The sequence below is a fragment of the Larkinella bovis genome (assembly GCF_042655385.1).
GTDB lineage: Bacteria > Bacteroidota > Bacteroidia > Cytophagales > Spirosomataceae > Larkinella > Larkinella bovis.
In genome coordinates this window covers 1420336-1437581 of sequence record NZ_JBHSMA010000001.1, presented here as the reverse complement: position 1 = coordinate 1437581, position 17246 = coordinate 1420336, and the positions used below count along the sequence as shown (strand labels likewise).

Genomic DNA, 17246 nt, shown 5'->3' with positions numbered 1-17246 from the left:
GGGTAAATCCGGAAGCCTACGCGCCGGATTTCGGGTTGGGTAGCCAGCCATCAGTCTGCCCGATGAGGAAATCGATCGGGCGGTTTTCAGGCGGACCATCCAGGTGGTTCGGCGGCTTCTCTGATTTTCCGTCGCTGGAATGGTTGGTTCATAAAGCCGACCAGCAGGAATCAGAGCTTGATAAAAATCTTTTTTCGGTACAGCATATACGCCGGGATAAAATTGACCGCTACAAAAAACAGGGCATAGCACATGCTGCTAAACCGGGGGTCGAACCCCAGGCTGGTGATGGATCGGACCGCGTGTTCATTCAGGGATTGGCCGCCGAATTTCAGGTAATAGAAGATGATCGAAAGCAGGTCGGCCATGACATAAACCGCAATGGCATTGGCCCCGAAGATAATACCCGGTCTGGTTCCGCCGGTTCGGCCCAGAATATCAACCAGAAAGTAGACGGCGCCGAGCAATAGGGCCGCAAAACCAGACGTAATCAGGACGAAGGAACTCGTCCAGAGGTTTTCGTTGCAGGGAAAAGTCAGGTGCCACAGATAACCGGCTGCCGCCGTAAATAAACCGACTGTCATCAGATAGGCCACCTTCTCCAGTTGGCTTAGGCCGCTGATCAACAGCCGACCGGCCAACAAACCGGTAAGGCCGGAAACCACCGACGGAAAGGTGCTGAGGATGCTTTCGGGATCCCAGGTGCCTTGCCACATGCGCCCGGGCAGGTAGAGATTGTCGAACCAGGCCACGAGGTTGATCCCTGGCTCCAGCATCACTTTCCCGTACCCCGGCGTTGGAATCTGGGTCACCGCCAGCCAGTAGGCGACCAGCGTCACGATGCCGATCCAGAGTTGCTGTTTCCAGTTGGTATTCAGAAAGATAACGGAGCAGATCAGGAAGACGAACGCGATGCGGTGTAGCGTGCCGGTCCAGCGCAGATTGCTAAAATCGAAGGTCGGCAACAGGTTGAGAAACATTCCGACCGCAAAGATTTTGAGGGAACGCACGATAATCCTTCGGTACAAACCGCCCTTTGGGGCTCCGCTTTCCAGCCGTTTGGAGTAGGCAAAAACGATCGACACCCCAATAATGAACAGGAAAAACGGCGCAATCAGATCCGTGAACGAGAGGCCATTCCAGGTCGTATGCTGAAGCGGATGATACACGTGTTGACCGTCGCCGGGGAAGTTTACCAGCAGCATGGCTGCAATTGTAAAACCGCGAAGCGTATCGAGCGAAATCAACCGATTGGGACCGGAAGACAGCACCTCGGTTGGAGGGATCGATTGATTCGTTGGGGTAATCATCGAAGGAGAAATCTTGAAAAAGTCTTTGAGTGCCAGTGGTATTTTTAATACTGGATTCCGTATTATTAAGGCTACTTAACTGCCCCCCACATGCGTAACTTTTTTTGTCTCACGGCTTTTTTTGCCGTTTTATCTCTTCTAAATGGGTGTAAATCATCCAAAAATGAAGCGAAGGAAATCACCGTCACCTGGGAGCTGGTGAGCAATTTTACCGATGTTCCCAACGGATTCGAAGCCCGGTTTAATCTCGTCAACAACGGCGAAATGACGCTGGATGATAAAAACTGGGCGTTGTTTTTCAATATGTCGCCCCGGCCCATTCTGGCGAACAAAACCCCGCAGCCCGCGACCGTTCAGCACATTAATGGCGACTGGTACAAAATGACCCCGAACGCCGGTTTTTCACTGGCGTCCGGCAAATCAATTGAGGTGCGGTATACGGGAACGGAAGCCATCATCAAACTGACCGACGCGCCCATGGGCCTGTACTTTGTTTTCTACGACAAAGACGGGAAAGAAGAAAACATCGTCGAAGTTGCCAATTTTCAGGTGCTGCCGTTTGTTCGGAAAGACCAACAACTGCGGGGTAAGGACGATCAGGTGCCGCTCCATACCGCAGCCAAACGGTATCAGGACAACCTGGCGTTGAACCTGTTGGGGGCCGACCAACTCCAGAAAATCGTTCCTTCGCCGGTTAAAATGACCGCCGGAGCGGGTACGTTGACCCTCGATAAAAATTATACAATCTATTACGGAACCGGACTGGAGAATGAGGCCAAACTGCTGAGTCAGAAGCTGAAAAGCGTAACCGGTACGGATTTTACGCTCAAGAATACAGCGCCGACCGGCCCGGCTATTTCCCTGCAAACCGGCGCGGTTTCGGTGAACGGGGTGGCCAAAGAAGCCTATAAGCTGGACATCAACGCGAAGGGTGTGACCATTACCGGTAGCGATGCCGCCGGTGTGTTTTACGGTATTCAGAGTTTGCTGGCGCTGGTGCCGACCGAAAACTACCTGAAACCGGCGGCCAGCGTTGCCCTCGGTTTTGTGCAGGTCGAAGATGCGCCCCGGTTCCAGTTCCGGAGTATGCACCTGGATGTGAGCCGGAATTTCCAGACCAAAGAAACCGTGCTGCGGTGGCTGGATTTGCTGGCGTTCTATAAAATTAACCATTTCCTGCTGTATACCACCGAAGACGAAGGCTGGCGGCTCGAAATTGACGGTTTGCCGGAACTGACCCAGGTGGGTGGCCAACGGCAGCATGCTCCGGGCGGCATGGCCGATCCGGTTTTGCACCCGTCGTACGGATCGGGGCCGAAAGCGTATGATGACACCAAACACGGCAGCGGGTTTTACACCAAAGCCGATTTTATCGAAATTCTGAAATACGCCAAAGAGCGTCATATCAAGGTCATTCCGGAACTGAATTTCCCCGGCCACGCCCGGGCGGCCATCAAGTCGATGGAAGCGCGCTACAATCGGTTGATGAAGGAAGGCAAGGAAAAGGAAGCGAACGAATACCGTCTGATCGACCCCGACGACAAATCGGAATACCTGTCAGCCCAGGCGTATAAAGACAATGTGGTGAGCGTAGGGCGGGAGTCGACCTACCGGTTTTACGAAAAAGTGGTGGACGAGATATCCAAAATGTACGCGGAAGCCGGCCTGAAACTGGATACTTTCCACGTCGGAGGGGACGAAGTGGCCGAAGGTGCCTGGACGAAATCGCCCCAGGCGGCTCAGTTGCTGAAGGAAAACCCGTCCATCAAGGATCCGAAAAACTTACAGGCCTACTTTATGGGCAAGCTTCTGGAGCGGCTCGAAAAACGGAATCTGACGATCCACGGTTGGGAAGAGGTGGCCCTGCTGAAATCACCCGACGGAAAATACCTGCCGAACCCGGCTTTTGTCGGCAAAAAAGTGGTTCCCTACATCTGGAACAACATCTACGACCTCGATCTGGGCAACCGCCTGGCGAATGCGGGTTACCCGGTGGTGCTGTGTAACGTCACGAACTTCTACTTCGACCTGGCCTATAACAACGATCCGCAGGAACCCGGTCTCTACTGGGGCGCTTTTGTCGATACCCGGGCCAACTGGGCCTTTGCTCCCTTCGATATGTTCAAGACCACGTACACAACCTCGATGGGCCAACCGCTGAATTTTGCCGGTCTGGAAAAAATGAAACCGGAAGCGCGCAAAAACGTCATCGGTCTAGAATCGCAACTCTGGTGCGAAACCGTTAAGGGGCGGGATATGATGGAGTATTACTCACTGCCCAAACTACTGGGCTTTGCCGAAAGTGCATGGGCGGCCGAGCGTTCCTGGGAAACCATCGAGAACCGGGAGACCCGCGAGAAAGCCATTCAGACGGGCTGGAACCGCTTCGCCAATTCGCTGGCACAACGGGAACTGCCCCGGCTGGCGGTCCTCAATGGAGGCTACAACTACCGGTTGCCGCTGCCAGGCGCTATCGTCGAAAATGGCCAGCTGAAAGCGAACATCGAATACCCCGGTCTGAGCATTCGCTACACGACTGATGGGTCGGAACCTACGGCCGAATCGCCCCTGTATACGGCCCCAGTGAATGTTTCGGGCAAGGTGAAGCTGAAAAGTTTCGATGCCGCCGGGCGGTCCAGCCGAACCATGTCGCCGGATGACGTAAAATGAGTTAGTGGAGGCCGGGCAACCGGCCTCACTTAGTTTGTAAAATAACGGTTGCTATGAAGTCTAACCCGCTGATTGTCATTCTTATATTTCTTATTTTCTTTGTTATTTCCTTTCTGACCAATATCCTGGGGCCGATCATTCCGGATATTATTACCAGTTTTAACCTGAGCATCGGGCTGGCGGGTTTTCTGCCGTTTGCCTTTTTCGTGGCCTACGGGGTCATGTCGATTCCGTCGGGGATTCTGGTGGAGAAATACCGCGAAAAACCGGTGCTGCTCGGCGCGTTTTTTCTGGCCTTTCTGGGAGCTTTACTATTTGCACTAATCCCCGGTTTTTCGATTGCGCTGTTTTCGCTGTTTCTGATCGGGCTGGGCATGGCCATGTTGCAGGTGGTGATCAATCCCTTGCTGCGCGTGGCCGGGGGTGAAGCGCAGTTTGCCTTCAATTCCGTCATGGCTCAGTTATTTTTCGGGGCAGCATCCTTTCTGAGTCCGTTGCTATACAGCTACCTGGTGAGCAACGTCCATTCGGGCAGCACGTCGGGACTCGTTGCGGTTTTTGACCAGCTGGTTCCCGCGAACCTCAAATGGGTCTCGTTGTATTGGGTTTTTGCGGTGACGGCCCTGTTGATGGTCGTGGTGATTTATTTCGTCCGGTTTCCGAAGGTGGAGTTGAAAGATGACGAACGGATCGATACCGGAAATGCCTTCAAAGATTTGCTGGGCAACAAAACCGTCTGGCTGTTCTTTGCCGGAATCTTCTCGTACGTCGGAACCGAACAGGGCATTGCCAACTGGACCTCGCAGTTTCTGCAAACCTACCACGGTGTTGACCCGGCCACCACCGGCGCTACGGTCATTTCCTGGTTCTGGGGACTGCTTACCATTGGCTGTCTTCTGGGCTTGCTGTTGCTGAAGATTTTCGACAGCCGGCGGGTGTTGATGCTATTTGCCGCCGGAGCTATCCTTTCGCTGCTGGCGGGCCTGTTTGGACCGGAGGAGATGGCCATCTATGCGTTTCCGATGACCGGTTTTTTTGCTTCGGTCATGTGGTCGATCGTGGTTTCGCTGGCACTGAATTCAGTGCCCCACCACCACGGAACCTTCTCGGGCATTCTCTGTACCGGGATTGCGGGTGGTGCCGTGGTGCCGCTCGTTGTCGGTGGTCTGGCCGAATTGCTGGGGCTGCGGTTGGCGATGTTGTTCCTGCTGATTACCTTGGGCTATATTTTCAGTATCGGAATCTGGGCAAGGCCGCTGGTAAACAATGCTACGGTGAAGAGCTTGAAAGAGCTGTTTGCGTAGCGTAATAGTTATTTCGCGGGCGGTCTCGTCTGCGAAATAACCTGTTTTTACCGTCATGTATAAGATCATCCTTCTCATTGATTTTGCCGAAGATTACAGCAAAAACCTGCTGAAGGGCGTGACCAAATATTCGCGTGAACACGGCCCCTGGGTGTTTTGCCGGATGCCGTTGTTTTACCGCGAAACGATCGGCATCAAGGGCATTTTGCAGTGGGCGCGAGAATGGGGGGCCGACGGGATTATCGGACAGTTTTACAACGACAACGAAGTTTCCGAATTTATTCAGGCCGGAATTGCTGTGATTGCGCAGGATTTTAAAGAACGGTTTGACGAAATTCCGAACATTACCGGAGCTTACCACGAAGCCGGGGCGATGGCGGCCGATTATTACCTGAAAAAAGGATTTACGCAGTTCGCCTTTTACGGTTTCCGGGATATTGTCTGGTCGCGGGAGCGGGCCGAGGGGTTTGAAACCCACCTCAGAAAATCGGGCTTCGAAGTCCATACTTTCGAACACACCAAGGCACAATCCAGTGAACTCTGGTATTATAAGCCCAGTGCGTTGAGCCAGTGGCTGCAATCGTTGCCGAAGCCAATTGCCATTATGGCCTGCGATGATCGCCAGGGGCAGCACATCACGGAAGCGTGTCGGCAAACGGGAATTCGAATTCCGGAAGAAGTGGCGGTGCTGGGCGTCGATAACGACGAAACGATCTGTGAGCTGTCGGACCCACCGCTGTCGAGCATTGCGCTGGATGCAGAAAAAGGGGGGTATGATTCCGCCAAACTGCTCGACCACATGATTCGAACCGGCGTGACTAATTTTTACGATATCGTGGTCAAACCCATGCAGGTCGTTACGCGTCACTCGACCGATATTTACGCCACCAACGATCATTACATTGCGTCATCCCTGAAATACATTCACCAGAACATCGACAAGAATCTTGAGGTCGATGAGGTGGTCAAACAGGTGCCGTTATCGCGCCGGGCGTTGGAAAAGCGGTTTTTTACGATTACCGGTTATCCGATTTATAAATATATCTTTAACCTCCGGATCGAGAAATTTACCCAGAAATTGCTGGAAACCGATATGACGGTTTTCGAAATTGCCCTGGATATGGGCCTGACCGACAGCAAGAATATTGCCCGGCAGTTCCGGCAGGTGAAAGGGTGTACGCCCATCGAATTTCGGAATAAGTACCGGGCGGGGAAATAGCGGTTTTTCCCTGATAAACTCGGTGTAACGAACCATTCAGACACCATGGCAGCAACGACTACCTCACCGTTCAAGTCCATTCTGCTGGCGGGATTCATCGCCGGCACCCTGGACATTACCGCGGCCATTACCATTCTGGGAAAGATGAACGCGCCGGGTGTTCTGCGCTTCATCGCCAGCGGTTTTTTCGGGAAAGAAGCCTTTACGGGTGGCTCCGAGATGGTGTGGGTCGGTTTGTTCTTCCACTTCCTGATTGCTTTCTCGTTTACAATCGTTTATTATCTGATTTTTCCTTTCGTACCGCTTTTTCGCCATCACCGGATTTTGAGCGGATTGCTGTACGGTATGTTTGTGTGGGGTATTATGGATTTGGTGGTTGTTCCCCAGACGAAGATTCCCCGTGCATCCCTTCAATGGGAGGGGGCCTTACTCAACATGGCGATTCTCATGGTTTGCGTTGGCCTGCCGATTTCGTTTTTTATTTCCCGTCACTATTCCTTTAAACGTTAACCCTTTTTCACGATGCCTTGCTTTTTATCCCTGTTTATTGCGTTCTTTTTGTCAGTAAATACCTCCTCAAATGTGCCGACAAAGCAATCCGGCTGGATCTGGTTATTCAATGGCTCCAACCTGAATGAATGGGTGAGCGCCAAAACCGGGCAGACGCCCCAACAAGGCTGGACGATTGCCGGCAAAACATTGATTGCCAATCCTGGCGGTGATAAATCGAAGCGCGGAGGGGATCTGGTGTCGCGCCGGAAATTCGCCAGTTTTGAATTGCAGTTTGAATTTAAACTCGGTCCGGGCGCCAACAGCGGCTTGAAGTATTTCGTCAAAAAATACCCCGATGGGGCCTGGCTGGGCTGCGAATACCAGATGATCGATGACGTGGGGAATAAAGACATTGCCGCCGACCAGGACGACAAACGCCGGACCGCCGGCCTGTACGAATTGTTTGCGCCTTCGGTTCGGAAGCTGAAACCGATCGGGGAATGGAACGAAGGCCGGGTTCTGGTGAAGGGAAATCACGTCGAACACTGGCTGAACGGCACGAAAGTCGTTGAGTATGAGCGCGGAGATCAGCGGTTTTTAGCCGCTAAAGCCCAAAGTAAATTCAAAGCCATCGAGGATTTTGGCACTATGAAAGAAGGACATTTACTCCTTCAGGACCACGGCGACGAAGCGGCCTTCCGCAATATCCGGATTCGGGAGTTGTAGAACCGGTTTACGGTTTTCAGTTTTGGGGACGCGCCGATTGGACTCAGAGAGCCCGATCGGCGCGTCTGATTTTACTGCTTCAGCAGCCAGATATCCGAAATTTTGGAATGCTGTCGCCAGTTCAGGTGCGACTCTTCCGGTTCGTCGAATGTCACGGAAATCTTGCCGTCCTGCGTGAGCGACAGGGGCACAATCCATTCCTTGAAGGCTTCCATCTCCTTGTTGTATACCGTCGGTTTCAGGCGTTGACCGTCGACCCGCAGCAGGGCGTCACCCAAACCGGCTACCCGGATGATGTAGCGGGCGCCCGGTTCGAGGTTGTCGTATTCCAGGGCCGGATTGTTCTGAAACGTCTGCGTGGAAAGCCGGGTGCGGCTGAAACCGTTGTCCCACCAGGCAATGTCGGTGGCATCGTCGGTTATCGTTTTCACACGGGGGCTTTTGCTGGCGGTCGATACGTCGTCGTAATAGCTGCCGGCGCCGGGGTTTTCCCAGGTAGCGATGACACGGGTCCGCTCCAATTGCTCCTTAGGCGTTTTCATGGCACGGATTTTCTTGAATTCATCGGCCAGCCACCAGCGGTTGTTGAGCGGGAAATTCACGAAATCGAGGAATGCCCCCCGCTCATACCCCTTCGCTTTGTATTTGGCAACGCTGGTTTGCAGGCCGATCGACGCGAACAGGTCGGCGCATAACGTTTCAATTTTCTTCCGCAACTCGGGCGAAACCGGTTCCGAGTCCGCCTTGTTTACCATCGCAAGCGCCTGATTCAGGGCGTTTTCCAGATTCGATTCGGTCGCCTGGGCCAGAATGCTGTTGGCATTCTTTTCCAGGCCCTGTTCGTACACCAACCGTCGACGGGTGTAGGTGTCGTAATACGCCCGCAGCACGAGCATTTGCCAGCGCCAGTTCGATTTCATCAGGGCCGGGTGGGCAGTTTCGAGAGTTTTCCAGAAGGCAAAGGTGGCTTCTACTCCGCCGTTTGAGGCCAGCGGCCCTTTCCAGTTGTTCTCGAGGGCCAGAATGCCGTCAGCCGCCGATTTTTCGACTTGCCAGCTAAAGAAAAACCGGGCGTATTCGTTGAGAATTTCGTTGACCTCCCTGGTCGGATCCCAACCCCGCATGCTCCAGATCACTTTGTTGACATCATCGTGGCAGCCGTCAGAATACGACACAAAGCCGTCGGTGAACGGCGCGTACTTGCCGTGAATACCGGCGAAGAAAACCGGACGGGGGTTGATGGCTTCGCGGCCCAGCGTCAGCGCGTAGGCTTGATCCCAGCGTTCAACTGGAAACTCACTGCGAACGTTGTGCGTCAGGTCCGGGTATTCGCGGTGCTGGTAGTTTTTTGGAAGCCGGTAGCGGGTTTCGGCCATCGGCGGGCTGCTCGGACCTGACACCACGCCCTGCAACCAGGTGGGCTTGTGTTCGGCCAGGTAGCGATAGAAGTAGTCAATCTGCTCCGTGTTAAAACCCTGGAGGGAAATCCAGATTTTAGCCTTGGGGTGGTATGGCATCAGTTTGCCGTGCAAGTCTTTCAGGAATGCCATCACCTCGCGCGGGTGGTTGTGGCCGGGATCACCACCGGGGAAAAAGATATGATCGAGTCGCGGGCAGGCCTTGTAAAAAGCCTCGTGCTTCTGGACCTCGGCACTTCGCCTGGCTTGGTCGGTGAGGTCAAATTCCGCGGGGGTCCAGACCCAGTAATCCATGTCGTATTTCTGGCATAACTCGCCCATCCGGACCATCATCTCGTCCGTAGAAATCGGAAAGTGCGGGCTCGCTTTTTCTTTTTCGTGGAACGGAATTCCTTCAATGGCGTTGGTGCCGAAAATGGCCAGCTCCCGGTAATACTGGTCAAACTGCGCGACGGTCCAGGCGTCGTAGGAATTCGCCGTGGTTCGGTAGCCAAGCTGGTGGCCGCGAATCGGGTAGGCAGGGGCGGTGGCCACTTCGATTGGGCTGCTTAATTCCAGCCGTTTGTTGTCCATCTTCAGATTCCGGAGCAGCCAGCCGGAACCGAACAAAATGCCCCGGGCATCGGCACCCAGCACCCAGACCGTCGTTCCTTTGGCGGTGGCCTCGGTCACGATTCGGTAGCCTTCCGGTTTTTGTTCCGGCAAATTAAACCCGGTTCGGGCCGGAACGGTTTTTCCGGCGACTTCCTTATCCGACGAAAGCGCCAGGACAATAACCGAACCGCTGGGCCAGGATGTAGTCTGTTTCAGGGAGGTAGCCGTTCGTTTCGCAATTTCTTCCGTCAGCATCTGCGGAGCGGTGCTTCGCATGGGGGCCGGAATGGAGGGCGAAACGAGAATAACCGAATTTTTCAGGTCGATGGGTTGGGCGGAAAGCCGGAACGCAAGGGTAATAAGGATAAGACTGGTAATAAATCGAACGATCATCGGGGTTGGGAAAGAAATAGATTGTTACCCAGGGGCGATCAGAGGACATCAGAGGTAACCGGAGAAAGGCCCTGATAAACTCTGATATTTACTGATTAACCCTGTGTAACAACCCGTTGAATTTTACGAATTGCTTCAGCAAAAGCCTGCATGTCATCCTGGCTGCCCAGCATGGCGTGTTGGAAAATCCAGACCGCTTCCTCACGGCACGCGCGTTCGGACACCGGGCAAAATACTGTGGTATAATCCACCGAGTCGGGAATGGCGTAACACATGAAATTTTTGTTCTGGAAAACCGGCTGCTTATAAAGCGGATGCGGATAACCCGTGGAACAGGGGACGCCTTCAGCGGCCAACCGGGCCACGAATTCCTGCCGGGAAAGACCACCAAAGGCCGCGGCATCGTATTTGAAAATGTACAGATGGTAACAATGCCGGATTTCTTCCATCCTTCCGCTGAGGGGTGAAAGGCCGTCAATCCCGGAAAGAAGTTCGCTCAGATACCGTCCGTTGTTGTTTCGCAAAACGGTTTGGTCTTCCAGGCGTTGGAGTTGCTGCGAAAGCAAAACCGCCTGCATTTGCGTGATGCGGTAATTGCAGCCGGGGTTGAAATGGTCGTACCACTGGTGGCCCTCCATCCGGCCGACGTTGCGCAGCGAAGCCATCATCCGGTACAACTTTTCGTCGTTGGTCACCACAATCCCGCCTTCGCCACTCGTCAGGTTTTTCGACGACTGAAAACTGAAACTCCCCGCGTCGCCAATGGAGCCGAGTTTACGACCTTTGTATTCCGCTCCGTGGGCGTGGGCGGCATCTTCAATCACCCGGAGGTTGTGCCGCCTGGCGATGTCCATAATCGCATCCATGTCGCAGGCCAGACCGGCAAAATGAACGGGGATGATTGCCTTCGTGCGGTCAGTAATAGCGGCTTCAATGGCGTTCGGGTCGAGGTTGTACGTAGCTGGGTCGATGTCCACAAAAACCGGTACGCAGTTGACTTCCAAAACTGTTGAGGCCGTGGCAATGAATGTATAGGGCGGAACGATGACCTCGTCGCCGGGGCGCACCCCGCAGGCCATCAGCGCCAGCCGGAGCGAAACCGACCCGTTGACGCAGGTAACCGCGTATTTCGTGCCGCAGTAGGCCGCGAATTCCCGTTCGAAAGCAGCCACATAGTCACTACAATCGGGGTTACCCCATTTTCCGCTGCCTACAACCTCGGCAACGGCCTGCACGTCACTTTCGTCGTAAATCGGCCAGGGGAAGGTCGATTGAACGGTTTTTTCTCCGCCGTCGATGGCCAGAATCTCTTTGAATACTTGCTTTTCCATGCTCTTCGAAGGGTGGTTTATGGATTCGGGATACCGTTATTGGCCTACCGCATTTTTGTTTTCACAGCGAATGATCTGATTCAAAAAGTAAACCCGGATAATCAGACCATAACCGTAAACCGAATACTGAAAACCGAAACCCTACTTTGCTACAGTACGATGGCCAGCGGTTTTCGGGCTATTGAAACGGAGAATTTTTCTGGGGAATAGTCCATTTTCAATTTCCTGCCGTATTACGCCCAAACCCTTTAACCTTTATGAATGTCAAGTTATTATCCAAAAGCCTGCTGGTAGCAGGGATGTCGATGGGCACAGCCTGGGCCATTCGCGGCCAGTTTGGACACGAGCAGGGCGCTGCCTGGGCGGGAAGCATTGGGGCACTCGCCGTTTTACTGGTTGCCAAGCGCGCGGACTGGTATTCACGGTTTTTTCAGGCGGCTTTGGCGGGTGCCATTGGCTGGGGCCTGGGGGGGCTCATGAGTTACGGCATTGTGGTGGGGTATGGTCGGGGTGTCGATTTTATCAATGTCTATTACGGGTTGCTGATGTTATTTGTCATCGGCGCTTTACACGGATTTCTTGGGGGGGGCTTGTTCGGGCTGACGCTGGCCAATTCGCGGCAAAAGCGGGTACCCTGGCACCAATTGATCGTTGAAATGCTGGCGGGCGGCTTTATCGTCTATTATTTTCTGATTGAAGCCTGGGGGTGGCTGATGACTCCTCCGCGTTCCGAAATGTGGGCTGCCTGTTTGGGGATGGCTCTGGCGCTGGCCTGGTTTTTATCCCGACACCAGCAAAAATCGGCCTTGCGCGTGGCGGTTTTTGCGTCTCTGGGAGCCGGTTTTGGCTTTGCTCTCGGCAACTTCCTGCAGGTGATGGGGCACGTGGCCCAGATCAAGTTTAATTTCTGGAATGTGATGGAGTATTCGATCGGTTTTTTTGGCGGGGGCGGCATGGCCTATGGCACGTTTACCTCCAACTGGGAACCCGTCGAAGATCGTCAGAAAAAAAGTACGATCTGGTTTCCCCTGTTGATGGTGGCGCTCTTTATTCCGTTTGTGGTATGGGAGCAGAGCTTCAAACTGAAGAAACTGATGGACAATTACGGCAAAATCGTGTCGGGGGATGCGTCCGAATTAATCTGGGGAGTCAAGCTGGCCGCTCTGGGGCTGGTATTGCTGACCAGCGCCATCTGGTTTATGAAGTATTACCGCAACAAGACGGGTCACTTACTTACCTACGACTATCAGGAGGTTCGGACGTTCTTTATCGGACATTTTGGTTTATATACCTTCTACAGTTTATTGATTACCGGAGCCATCATCAGTACCTACCGGATCGAGCAGTACTTATACATCGTCAATTTGCTGGTGGTGTGGGCCCTGATCGGGAAAGCGAACCCCGGTTTTTCGAACCGGAACATTTATACCGGACGCTGGGCGGTCGGCCTGGGAGTGGTTCTTATTTTTATCGCCTTGCTTACCCTCGTCGCCATTAATTCCCACGAGGGATTGAAAGGGAGTCATTTGCGGTTTGAATAAATCCGCCGACGAAAACCTGCGCAAAAAGACAGTCCGGCTACCTGAGTCGGGCTGTCGTCCTTCTGGGGCGACGTCAGCAAGCAATCGGGGGATTCCACCTTACAGTTGAATGAGTTTGAGGGTTTGTGCTCGGGTGGCGGTGTTCGCTCGGAGTTACCCAACCCGCTCAGCGGAAGACCCCATCCGGTTTCCACCGACACGTGTTGCCCTGCACCCGGGCTGAACACTGAATTCGAAATGCCATTTTTGTTGGTATCTTTACCAGACAAATGCGAGATAAAAGACTGGGTGAAAGCTGGTAAGGAAACGTTTAACAAGCTCTTTGGGAGTCCCGACGAGTTCACACTCGAAGGCCGTATTTTCCATGTAATCTGCGTACTGGTCGTTGCCGTAATGGGCTACAATGTCCTGTTCAGCTTCCTGTTTGGGTTACCCGAAACCGGATGGATTTGCCTGTTTCTTTTTCTGGCCGGTTTTTACATTTACTACCTGTCCCGCATTCGAAAAAAGATTGTCCTGGCTATTTCGCTATCCGGTTTTCTGGTGACGATTATGTTTGGCGTCAACTACTTTTACAACGGGGGCATGGTCGGGGCGTCGCTGCTGAGTTTCACGATCACCCTGTTTCTGCTCCTGATTGTCGGACCCGCCCGACACGCCGTTTTCTGGACGGTTTTTAATGCCGTTGTTGTCATTGGCTTGATGGCGGTTGAATATTTCTACCCCAACAGTATCGTTGAGTCTTATCCCGACCGGCTGGCACATACCATCGATCTGGCCTCAACGTATCTGATCAACGTTTTCTTTTTGTACGTCGGCACCCTCTTTTTTACCAAAGCCTATAAACAGGAACAAAAACGGGTCGAGGAACGGTCGGTCGTGCTGGAACGGCTGAATGCGGAGAAAAATAAGTTGTTTTCCATCGTCTCCCATGATTTACGGTCGCCCCTGGCTTCCGTACAGCAGTATTTTGAAATCCTGAACGAAGTTGATCTGGAGTCTGACGAACGGAAAAAGATCGAGTCGGAATTGCTCAGCAGCATTAACTACACCCAGGATATGCTGTTCAACCTGTTGTCGTGGTCGAGCAGCCAGATGAAAGGCACCACAGTTTCGCTGGCGCCGGTCAATGTTTACACCTGTCTGCAACCCGTCATCGAAATTTATCGACCGCTGGCGGCCAAAAAGGAGATTAAACTGGATTTCCGGGCTGATCTGACGACGGAAGTGCTGGCGGATGCCGCCATGCTTCAGCTAATTATTCGGAATCTGGTGGGAAATGCGATTAAGTTCACAACGACCGGCGGTTTGGTTACGATCGACGTCGTTCTGGAAGGGAAAAAGTGCCTGTTCTCGGTCAAAGACAACGGTCGCGGGATCCGGAAAGAAGAGATCGCGCACGTTTTTTCGCTGAAAGCCCAGCCCACCTTTGGAACCAACCAGGAACGGGGCGTCGGGCTGGGGCTTTTCCTGTGTAAAGAATACGCCGAAGCTCAACACGGGACGATCTGGCTGGAAAGTACGCCGAATGTGGGGACGACATTCTTTTTGGCTTTGCCAGCGGCTGGAAATGGCCTTAGCCCCTTATCCATATCAAAATGAGCGCTCCCGGCTGATCCGGTTTTATTTTTCGGTTTTCAGCGCCTGGTTTACCCGCAGTACAAAATCCGTCTGGATCACATCAACGCCGAGTTGGGCGGCTTTTCGATATTGGTCCGCATTCTCGAAAAAGCCCAGCGCATCCGAAAAAACCTGAATGCCCCGCGCGTGAATTTGCTGCACCAATTCGCTGGTCAGGGCCGTCCAGCGTACATCGAAGGCATACGGGTTGAGTTTTTCAATCTTGGCCGGTAGTTCGTCCGCATTTTTGAGCGCCGGCATCCGCTTGCCCTGCGGAAAAACCGCCTTCAACGCCAGCAGAAACTCATCGGGACCGTAAAAAACCGCATCCCTGAGAAGGCCGAATTCCGCCAGTTCTTCGACCAGGGGTTTGGGCAGAACCTCCTTGCAGTCCACGTACAAATGAACCTTCCGGGGGCTGTTCTGGTTCCAGTCCCGCAGTAGCTGGCAGACTTCTTTCAGCGTTGGAATCCGCTCTTTCGCTACCGTCTCCCCAAACCCTTTTCCGGCCGACAACTGCTTTACTTCGGCCAGCGTCAGGTCCCGGATCGGCCCCGAACCGCTGGTGGTGCGGTCGAGATTGCCATCGTGGAGAATGACCAACTGCCCGTCTTTGGTAGTTCGAACGTCGATTTCAAGGTAACTGACCGGCAGCGCGAGCACCGCCCGGAAGGTCGCCAGCGTGTTTTCGGGTAGGCCGGGTACCGAACCCCGGTGGGCCGAAATCCGAGTTTGGGCGATAGCCGGAAGTTGGCATACCGCCCAAACGAAAAGAAGAAAACGATACCGCATCGCGATTTACTTCGTGATTTTCAGCGCATCTTTTACCTGACCATCTTTGTCATAAACCGTATACACCAGCGTCTTTCCGTCGATTTTCATGTGCTGGTAGAACGGCCCGTTCTTGTATCGAATCTGGGCGTAATCCGCATCCGGCCATACCTTGTGGTCGCTCGGAATCCCGATTGAAATGGTGTAAATGGTGCCCTGAGCGGGGGAGGAAACCGGTTTTTCGGCAAACATCGGTTTGGTGCGCTGGTAGTAATGAACGTGCCCGCTCATTACCATATCGACATGGTATTGGTCGAACAGGCTGCACCATTCCTTCCTAATATCGGTGTAATCTTCCTCAAAAGTATAGGGCGGAAAATGAAAGAAGGCAAACTTCCAGACGGCTTTCGAACGGGACAGCTGCTCCTTAATCCAGGCAGTTTGCGACTCGGTGGGCGAGGTGGCGTCGATCATCAGAAAGAGCGCATTCTGATAGGTAAACGCGTACGTCTGTTCCGCCGGCACATCCGGTTTTTGTGGGCCGTTTTTGGGTAGACTAAACATTTCCTGGTACATCCAGGCGCCCAGCCCATCCTGGCTGTCGTGGTTGCCGGGAATCGGCATCAGCGGTTTTTGCCGGAAGATACCGCCGGAATGCTGCCAGAGGTCGTCCCATTCGTCACGGTGCAACCCGGTGCTGACCAGATCTCCGGCGATGGAATAAAAGGCAATTTCCGGATGGCGTTGCAGCGTCTGCTGGGCCATCGCGCCCCAGTCCGGTGATTTGTGCGTGTCGCCAAACCAGATGAATGAAAAGGCTTCGGGCGAAGCCGCCTGGGTCTGGAAGGTTGCCGGGTTAGACCATAAACCGGTTTTGGAACCGACCTGATAGCCGTACGTACTTCCGGGCTTGAGGCCGGAAAGCTGGGCCGTAAACCGGTTGACGTAGCGATCATTCTGCAACAAACGATCTTCCATCTTAAAAACAGTGGCCGTCGCTGAAAGCGTATCGTTCGAACCGGTTTCCCAGTATTTCACCAGTCCGTCGGAAACCGAAGGGCTGGTTCGCCACTGAAGATCCACGCTGCGGGACGGATCTCCACTCCAGGTCAGCAAGACCTGATCCGGTTTTTCGGACGAGGGCGTAGCGGTTTTTCGAAACGCACCGATCAGGTGGGCTTCCCGCGCCCGGCCCCGAATCGTCTGAAAAAGGGTTTGCCCCCGCAGCGATTCCGGTACGTCGGTCAGGGTCAGATCGCTCCAGTCATGATAGGTGAACGCGCCAATCCGCAAGGTGTCGAGCGTCTGCTGAGCCGGTGAAACGTTGGAAATCCGGACTTTCTCACCCGGTTTTTGCGCCCCCACGCTGATGAAATAAACCGGGCGGTGCTTGTCGAAGCCGTTGATGCCTAATTCGACTTTTCCGGCATCCACGTTTTTCTGCCAGACTTCGTAGGTGAATTCTTCGTTTTTGACGATCAGATCGGTTTTCTTGAAACCGCTGTCTTCGAGCCAGAATGGCAGCACTTTCTGGTCCTGATGCCGCATCAGCGAAACCGTCGCCGGGGTATCGACCTCGAACGTCAGGTACTGGGTCGCCAGGACGTTTTTCTCCGCTTCCGTCAGAAAGCTCAGGACATACGACTGGCTGATGGTGTCGAGCTGCTCGGGTTTGAGCGTGTCGTACAAGCGGGTAACGGCACCGTCCATGACGGTTTTTACGGTCGTGTCGGTGGGGGTAGAATCTTTCTGGCAGGCACTTAAACCGAATAGAAAAAGGGAACTGGCAACGAACGTAGGGGAAAAAAAGGAAAACTTCATGCGGTTGTATTGTTAATTAAAAATGACACTGCCGGG

General features: G+C 53.5%; 12 protein-coding genes. 7 read left to right on the top strand and 5 right to left on the bottom strand.

What is annotated here, in order from left to right:
• Positions 1 to 170: 170 nt before the first annotated feature.
• Positions 171 to 1310, bottom strand: a complete 1140-nt coding sequence (locus ACFPMF_RS05995) for an acyltransferase family protein (protein WP_379842128.1) — start codon at positions 1308 to 1310, stop codon at positions 171 to 173.
• Positions 1311 to 1400: 90 nt separating this feature from the next.
• Here ACFPMF_RS05995 and ACFPMF_RS05990 point away from each other — a divergent pair, with 90 nt between their 5' ends.
• From ACFPMF_RS05990 to ACFPMF_RS05970, 5 genes are read left to right on the top strand one after another with little or no spacing between them, the layout of a single operon-like run.
• Positions 1401 to 3980, top strand: a complete 2580-nt coding sequence (locus tag ACFPMF_RS05990) for a family 20 glycosylhydrolase (RefSeq protein WP_379842126.1) — start codon at positions 1401 to 1403, stop codon at positions 3978 to 3980.
• Positions 3981 to 4033: 53 nt separating this feature from the next.
• Complete coding sequence (locus tag ACFPMF_RS05985; RefSeq protein ID WP_379842124.1) at positions 4034 to 5284, top strand: MFS transporter; 1251 nt, start codon at positions 4034 to 4036, stop codon at positions 5282 to 5284.
• Between the two features lie 55 nt (positions 5285 to 5339).
• Positions 5340 to 6503: an AraC family transcriptional regulator gene (locus ACFPMF_RS05980; protein ID WP_379842122.1), complete on the top strand. Its 1164-nt coding sequence runs from the start codon at positions 5340 to 5342 to the stop codon at positions 6501 to 6503.
• Between the two features lie 45 nt (positions 6504 to 6548).
• Positions 6549 to 7013: a DUF1440 domain-containing protein gene (locus ACFPMF_RS05975; protein ID WP_379842120.1), complete on the top strand. Its 465-nt coding sequence runs from the start codon at positions 6549 to 6551 to the stop codon at positions 7011 to 7013.
• A gap of 12 nt (positions 7014 to 7025) precedes the next feature.
• Entirely contained in the window at positions 7026 to 7721 is a 696-nt protein-coding gene (locus ACFPMF_RS05970) for a 3-keto-disaccharide hydrolase (protein WP_379842118.1), read from the top strand.
• A 71-nt stretch (positions 7722 to 7792) separates the two neighbouring features.
• Here ACFPMF_RS05970 and ACFPMF_RS05965 read toward each other — a convergent pair whose 3' ends face one another.
• Both ACFPMF_RS05965 and ACFPMF_RS05960 read right to left on the bottom strand, forming a co-directional pair.
• Entirely contained in the window at positions 7793 to 10126 is a 2334-nt protein-coding gene (locus ACFPMF_RS05965) for a hypothetical protein (protein WP_379842116.1), read from the bottom strand.
• Positions 10127 to 10221: 95 nt separating this feature from the next.
• Complete coding sequence (locus ACFPMF_RS05960; protein WP_379842114.1) at positions 10222 to 11457, bottom strand: DegT/DnrJ/EryC1/StrS family aminotransferase; 1236 nt, start codon at positions 11455 to 11457, stop codon at positions 10222 to 10224.
• A gap of 257 nt (positions 11458 to 11714) precedes the next feature.
• On the opposite strand from ACFPMF_RS05960, the gene ACFPMF_RS05955 reads away from it, so the two are divergent.
• Positions 11715 to 12998 carry a hypothetical protein gene (locus ACFPMF_RS05955; RefSeq protein ID WP_379842112.1) on the top strand — a complete coding sequence of 428 codons (1284 nt, stop codon included), beginning with the start codon at positions 11715 to 11717 and terminating at the stop codon, positions 12996 to 12998.
• Positions 12999 to 13235: 237 nt separating this feature from the next.
• Positions 13236 to 14600, top strand: a complete 1365-nt coding sequence (locus tag ACFPMF_RS05950; RefSeq protein WP_379842110.1) for a sensor histidine kinase — start codon at positions 13236 to 13238, stop codon at positions 14598 to 14600.
• A gap of 21 nt (positions 14601 to 14621) precedes the next feature.
• Here ACFPMF_RS05950 and ACFPMF_RS05945 read toward each other — a convergent pair whose 3' ends face one another.
• Positions 14622 to 15410, bottom strand: a complete 789-nt coding sequence (locus ACFPMF_RS05945; protein WP_379842108.1) for a glycerophosphodiester phosphodiesterase — start codon at positions 15408 to 15410, stop codon at positions 14622 to 14624.
• Between the two features lie 6 nt (positions 15411 to 15416).
• A complete protein-coding gene (locus ACFPMF_RS05940) occupies positions 15417 to 17210 on the bottom strand; it encodes a purple acid phosphatase family protein (protein ID WP_379842106.1) in 1794 nt (597 codons plus the stop codon).
• Positions 17211 to 17246: the final 36 nt, after the last annotated feature.